Below are 6377 nucleotides of genomic sequence, written 5' to 3' on the forward strand. Positions count from 1 at the left end.
CGATGCCCGCCTTGGCGTTGGCCTCGTGCACGACGACCGGCACCGCGCGTCGGCGCCGCAGCACTCCCCCGCCCGCGGCCAGGTAGGCGGGCAGCGCGACGTAGCCGCCGAAGCCGACGATCACGTCGGCCTGCACCGCATCGATGACGGCACGCGTCCTGGCCACCGAGGCGCGCACCCGGCCCGGCAGCCGCAGCAGATCCGCGGTCAGCTTGCGCGGCAATGGCACCGGCGGGATCAGCTCGAGGGGATAGCCGCGCTCGGGCACCAACCGGGTCTCCAGACCGCGCTCGGTGCCCAGTGCCGTCACCCGGATCGAATCGTCGAGGCGCCGCAGTGCATCGGCGACGGCCAGGGCCGGTTCGACATGTCCGGCCGTGCCACCGCCTGCGACGATCACCGAAAGTCCTGATCCCTCCGTGGTCACGCTGCGCTGCCTCCTCCGGGCCCGTCGCTCGCGCCGCGGTTCACTCACCTGGATCTTCCCCGTTCTCTTGCGTGTGGCATCGGATAGTTCGGCTCCCAGGCCCTGGTGGCACGCAGCGAACTGGTGCCCCTGCTCTCCGGCGAGCGGCGCCGCGCCGACCCGCCGGATTGCCCGCGCCGCGGCGGCGGCGCTTGGCGCGACCGGTCGGATTGCCTGGATCGTTCGGTGCGGGCCCGCTGCGCCGCGGCCTTGGCGGCGTTGCGGGCCCTGGCGGCCTCCGCCTTGGCGGGCGAGTATGCCTCGGGTTTGGGTAGCCGCAGCAGACGGCTGAAGCGCCCGTCCTGCCCGGCCTGCAGCGCCGACACCGCCTCCGGCTCGTGCCGGGCGGCGTTGGCGATGACACCGAACATGAACAGCGTGATGGCCAGCGAGGAACCGCCCGCCGAGACCAGCGGCAGCTGCAGACCGGTCACCGGGAGCAGGCCGACCACGTACCCGACGTTGATCAGCGCCTGCGCGGTGATCCAGGTGGTCGCGGTCGCGGTCAGCAGCCGCAGGAACGGGTCCACCGAACGGGTGGCGATGCGCAGGCCGGTGTAGACGAACAGCGCGAACAGCCCGAGCACCAGCGCGCAGCCGAGGAACCCGAGTTCCTCACCGATGATGGCGAAGATGAAGTCGTTGTGCGAGTTGGGCAGATAGCTCCACTTGGCCCGGCTCTGCCCGAGCCCGCGACCCCAGATGCCGCCGTCGGCCAGCGAGTATTGCGCCTGGCGCGCCTGGTAGCCGATGCCCTGCGGGTCCGCGCCGGGATTGAAGAAGGCGCGCATGCGATCCGAGCGGTAGCCGGCGGACAGGGCGAGCACCGCCGCGGCCACCATGCCGGACACCGCGATGGTGACGAACAGCCGCACCGGAAGCCCGCCGAACCACAGCAGCGCGGCCAGCACGATGCCGAGCGCGATGGTGGTGGACAGGTTGGGCTCGAGCACCACCAGCAGGCACACCAGCATGCCCGCCGGAACCAGCGGCACCAGAATGTCTTTCAGCGCGGCCTGCTCGGACCGGCGCGAGGCCAGCAGGTGCGCGCCCCACACCACGAGCGTCACCTTGACGATCTCGGAGGGCTGCACCGATACCGGCCCGAGGTCGAACCAGCGCCGCGAGCCCTGCACCTCGCTGCCGATGCCGGGAATGAGCACCAGCACCAGCGCGAGCACCGACAGCGCGAAGACAGGGAACGACCACTGCCGCATCCTGCGCATCGGGATGCGCAGCGCGAGATAGAACAGCACGCAGCCGAGGGCCGCGAACATGGCCTGCTGCACGAACAGCGAGTACGCCGAGCCGCGCTCGGCGTAGGCCTCGACGCTGGAGGCCGAGAGCACCATCACCAGCCCGAGCACGGTGAGCAGGGTGGCGATGGTGACGATCAGGTGGAACGACGCGAGCGGGCGCGCCAGCCATGCCACGAACCGGGCCGCGGGCGCTGTCTTCGTCATAGCGGCCGCCCGATGTCACCGTCTTCCAGCGTGTGCACCGCGGTGGCGAAGCTGCGTCCGCGGTGGGTGTAGTCGGCGAACATGTCGAGGGAGGCGGCCGCGGGAGCCAGCAGCACGGTGTCTCCCGAGCGGGCGAATCCGGCGGCGACGCGGACGGCCTGCGCCATGACGGCGTCGGCCTTGTCGGATCTCGACGGGTCGTCAGCCATCACAGCATCGTCCCCCGCGCGTACCTCGACGACGGGGACCTCGGGCGCGTGTCGCGCCAACGCGGCCGCGATCACCGGCGCGTCGGACCCGATCAGCACCGCGGCGACGAGCCGGTCGGCGACCTCCTCGATCAGGTCCTCCACCCCCGCGCCCTTGAGCTGGCCACCCGCGACCCAGATGACGTGCGGGTGCGCGAGGATCGAGGACCGCGCGGCGTGCGGGTTGGTGGCCTTGGAGTCGTCGACGAAATCGACGCCGGCCAGCTCGCGCACGAAGGCCGCGCGGTGCGGGCCGACCTTGTGCTCCTGCAGACCCTCCTTGACGAACTGCGGCGCCACGTCGATGGCCCTGGTCAGCGCGGCCGCGGCGAGCGCGTCGGCGACACCGGCGGGCCCCTGCGGGCTGATGTCGCCGACCTCGGCGAGGATCGCGGCCTTGGTGAACGCGCGGTCGAGCAGCTTGCCGTCCACCACGCCCAGCTCACCGTCGGCGGGCACGCCGATGCGGAAGCCGACGGTGCGGCGAGCCTTGGAGCGGCGGGCCAGCGAGGCCGCCACCGGATCGTCCAGGCCGACCACGCCGACCCGGCCGACCAGCGCCCGCGCCTTGGCGGCCGCGTAGGCGTCGAGCCCGCCGTGCCAATCCAGGTGATCCTCGGCGACATTCAGCACCACGCCCGCCTCGGGCCGGACCGAAGGCGCCCAGTGCAGCTGGAACGAGGACAGTTCCACGGCGAGCACCTGCGGGCCGGGATTGCGGCGCAGCGCGTCCAGGATCGGGGTGCCGATATTGCCGCAGGCGACGCTGGCGATGCCCGCGGCGCGCAGGATCGCGTGGGTCATCTGGGTGGTGGTGGTCTTGCCGTTGGTGCCGGTCACCACCAGCCACTTGCGGACCGGGCCGTAGATCCTGGCCTGGTCGACCCACCAGGCGAATTCGACATCGCCCCACACCGGGATGCCCTCGGTGACCGCGGAGACCAGCACCGGCGAGTCCGGCCGCCAGCCCGGGCTGGTGATGACCAGCGCGAAGCGGCTCAAGTCGGCGGACTCGAGTTCCACGCAGCTGGCCACTTCCAGGCCGAGTTCGGCCGCCTCGGCGAGCGCCTTGGCGCCCGCGTCGGTGACCACCGGATGCGCGCCGATATCGCGCAGCGGCTCCACCAGCGAGCGACCGGAGACGCCCCAGCCCGCGACGAGCACGTCACGGCCGCGCAGGAATTCGAGCATGGGCCCCGGAGATCGGAGGGCCCGCGGAGAATGTTCGACCATCGCTAGTTCACCCGACCGCAGAGAGGTATTCGCTGTAGAACAGGCCGAGGCCGACTGCGGAGGCCATGGCGGCCAAGAGCCAGAACCGAATGATCACAGTCGTTTCGGCCCATTTGCTGAGCTCGAAATGATGATGGAACGGCGCCATCTTGAACAACCGGTTGCGGGTGGTGCGGAAGACCGCCACCTGCAACACCACCGACACGCCCTCCGCGACGAACAGCGCGCCCATCACGATCATCAGCAGCTCGGTCCTGGTCGTGATGGAGATGCCCGCGAGCAGACCGCCGAGGGCCAGCGAACCGGTGTCGCCCATGAAGATCTTGGCGGGCGCGGCATTCCACCACAGGAAGCCGATGCACGCCGCGGCGCCCGCCGCGCAGACCAGCGCCAGGTCCAGCGGGTCGCGCACGTTGTAGCAACCGGTCTCGGGCTTGGTCGCGCACGCGTGGTAGTACTGCCAGAACGTGATGATCACGTAGCCGCCGAGCACCAGGCTCATCGATCCCGCGGCCAGTCCGTCCAGGCCGTCGGTGAGGTTCACGACGTTGGACCAGGCGACGACCACGAAGCAGACGAACGCGAGGAAGATGATCACCCCGGCGGACACCGTGTTGATGTCGCGAACGTAGGACAGGTGGCGGCTGGCGGGCGTCAAGCCGTTCTCGCCACGGAACTGGAGGGCGAGCACGCCGAAGATCACGGCCGAGGTGAGCTGGCCGATGTACTTGCCCGCGGCGGTGAGGCCCAGGTTGCGCTGCTTGCGCAGCTTGATGAAGTCGTCGGTGAAGCCGACCGCGCCCAGCGCCGTGGCCAATCCGAGGACCAGCATGCCCGACGCGGTCGGTCCCTCGGCGTCGTAGCCGATGCCGATCAGGTGCGAGCCGAGGTAACCGGCCCACATGCCGATCAGGATGGCGACGCCGCCCATGGTCGGTGTGCCGCGCTTGGCCTGGTGGCTGGCCGGACCGTCGACCCGGATCTCCTGGCCGAAGCCCTGCTTGGCGAAGAACTTGATCAGCAGCGGGGTCAACAGAATCGACACCGCGAGGGCGATCGCCGCCGCGAATAGGATCTGCCTCACGACCTCACCTCTGTGCCCATGGCTCGTTCGCTCCGCTCGCTCACTGCCCTGCCTCCGCGCTACTGCCCCCGCGCCCCGTGGCACGTTCCGCGCCGGTCAAGTGTTCGGCGACGGCCCAGAGGCCGACCGACTTGGACGCCTTGACCAGCACCACATCACCCGCCTCGACCTCGTCGTCGAGCAGCGCGATGGCCGCGCCGATATCGGGCACGAGGACCGACTCCTCGCCCCATGAGCCTTCCATCACCGCTCCCTGGTGCATCGCGCGGGAGGGCCTTCCGGTGCCGACGACGAGGAGACGGTCCACGTCGAGGCGCACCGCGAGCCTGCCGATACCGTCGTGCTCGATCACGGATTCCTCACCCAGTTCGGCCATTTCGCCGAGCACCGCCCAGCTGCGCCGCGGCGTCTCTCCCGCGCGCGACATCGTCACCAGCGCCTTGAGCGCGGCGCGCACCGAGTCGGGATTGGCGTTGTAGGAGTCGTTGACGACGGTGACGCCATCGGCGGTGGTGCGCACGTCCATCCGGCGCTCCGACACCCGCTGGGCGCCCGAGAGCGCCTGCGCGATGGTGGCCAGGTCGGCGCCGCAGGCCAGCGCGACCGCGGCGGCGGACAGCGCGTTGCCGACCTGATGCTCGCCGTGCACGGCCAGCTGGATCGGCGTGCTGCCCACCGGGGTGTGCAGCGTGAACCCGGCACGCGCCTCCGAATCGAGGCGCACGTCGGTGGCCCTGATGTCGGCGTTGGCGGCCTGCCCGACCCGCACCACCTTGGCCTTCGTCCGCCCGGCCATCGCGGCCACCTGCGGGTCGTCGGCGTTGAGCACGGCGAGACCGGTCGCGGGCAGCGCCTCGACGAGTTCGCCCTTGGTCTGCGCGATGGCTTCCCGGCTGCCGAACTCACCGAGGTGCGCCGTGCCGACATTGAGCACGACGCCGATGCTCGGCGGCGCCACCCGGGCGAGCGCGGCGATGTGGCCGGGCCCGCGCGCGGAGAGCTCCAGCACCAGGAATCGCGTCTTCTCGTCGGCGCGCAGCGCGGTCCAGGGATGTCCGAGTTCGTTGTTGAACGAACCGGGCGGCGCGACAACGGGGCCGAGCGGCGCGAGCACCGCGGCGAGCAGATCCTTGGTGGAGGTCTTGCCGGAGGACCCGGTGACCCCGACAACGGTGAGGCTGCCTTCGGTGGTGAGCCGTTCGACGCTGGCGCAAGCCAAAGCGGCGAGCGCGGCGAGTACCGCGGCACCGGAGCCGTCCGAATCATGGATCAGCGCAACGGAAGTCGCGGGCACCGTGCCCGGGCTCGGGGTCACCACGATGGCGGGCACGCCGACCGGGCGCGCGGCGAGCACCGCCACCGCGCCCGCGGCCACCGCGGCCGCCGCGTACTCGTGCCCGTCGACCCGCTCGCCAGGCAGGGCGAGAAACAGATCACCGGAACCGATTCGGCGCGAATCGAATTCGACCGAACCGGTCACTCGCACCTCCGGGTCGGGTACGTCGTGCAGCGTGCCGCCGACGACGTCCGCGATCTCCCGCAGTGTCATCTCGATCATGAAACCGTCAAGTCCTCCGCGTCCGTCCCGTGCGGACTTCGCTGTGCTCGCTGAACATGCTGTGCCGCCTGAAAGTTCATGCCCGCGCCTCCGCATCCACCTTGCGCGACAAGGCATCCGCCGTGACATCGCGGTCGTCGAACGGATGTTTCACACCCTGGATCTCCTGGCCCGCCTCGTGCCCCTTGCCCGCGATGAGCACCGCGTCGCCGGGCCGCGCCCAGTCCACCGCTGCGGCGATGGCCGCGGCGCGGTCGCCGATCTCGCGGACCTCGCCGCGCGCGTCGGCGGGCACGGCCAGCGCGCCCGCGGCGATCGCCGCACG

General features: G+C 71.0%; 5 protein-coding genes and 1 pseudogene. All 6 read right to left on the reverse strand.

Translation table 11 applies throughout. From position 1 onward, the window contains the following. Positions 1-427, reverse strand: a 427-nt coding sequence (locus NL1_RS35350; protein WP_174553519.1) for a glycosyltransferase, incomplete at its 3' end; no start/stop codon positions are given. 44 nt (positions 428-471) lie between these two features. Continuing rightward, entirely contained in the window at positions 472-1929 is a 1458-nt protein-coding gene (gene ftsW / locus NL1_RS35355) for a putative lipid II flippase FtsW (protein ID WP_067849172.1), read from the reverse strand. Further along, positions 1926-3368, reverse strand: a complete 1443-nt coding sequence (gene murD, locus NL1_RS35360) for a UDP-N-acetylmuramoyl-L-alanine--D-glutamate ligase (RefSeq protein ID WP_067849175.1) — start codon at positions 3366-3368, stop codon at positions 1926-1928. The genes ftsW and murD overlap by 4 nt, the downstream gene beginning before the upstream one ends. Positions 3369-3417: 49 nt before the next feature. Further along, positions 3418-4494 carry a phospho-N-acetylmuramoyl-pentapeptide-transferase gene (gene mraY / locus NL1_RS35365; RefSeq protein ID WP_067849178.1) on the reverse strand — a complete coding sequence of 359 codons (1077 nt, stop codon included), beginning with the start codon at positions 4492-4494 and terminating at the stop codon, positions 3418-3420. A 40-nt stretch (positions 4495-4534) separates the two neighbouring features. Further along, positions 4535-6052: a UDP-N-acetylmuramoyl-tripeptide--D-alanyl-D-alanine ligase gene (locus tag NL1_RS35370; protein ID WP_067849181.1), complete on the reverse strand. Its 1518-nt coding sequence runs from the start codon at positions 6050-6052 to the stop codon at positions 4535-4537. Between the two features lie 76 nt (positions 6053-6128). After that, a pseudogene (locus tag NL1_RS38425) lies at positions 6129-6377 on the reverse strand (UDP-N-acetylmuramoyl-L-alanyl-D-glutamate--2,6-diaminopimelate ligase); the annotation flags it as partial.

Origin of the sequence: Nocardia lijiangensis NBRC 108240 (assembly GCF_001613045.1) — a bacterium.
Classification (GTDB): domain Bacteria; phylum Actinomycetota; class Actinomycetes; order Mycobacteriales; family Mycobacteriaceae; genus Nocardia; species Nocardia lijiangensis.

Coding starts and splice junctions, on each gene's coding strand:
- ftsW (WP_067849172.1), bottom strand. CDS start 1,929: ATGACGAAGACAGCGCCCGCGGCCCGGTTCGTGGCATGGCTGGCGCGC.
- murD (WP_067849175.1), bottom strand. CDS start 3,368: ATGCTCGAATTCCTGCGCGGCCGTGACGTGCTCGTCGCGGGCTGGGGC.
- NL1_RS35370 (WP_067849181.1), bottom strand. CDS start 6,052: ATGATCGAGATGACACTGCGGGAGATCGCGGACGTCGTCGGCGGCACG.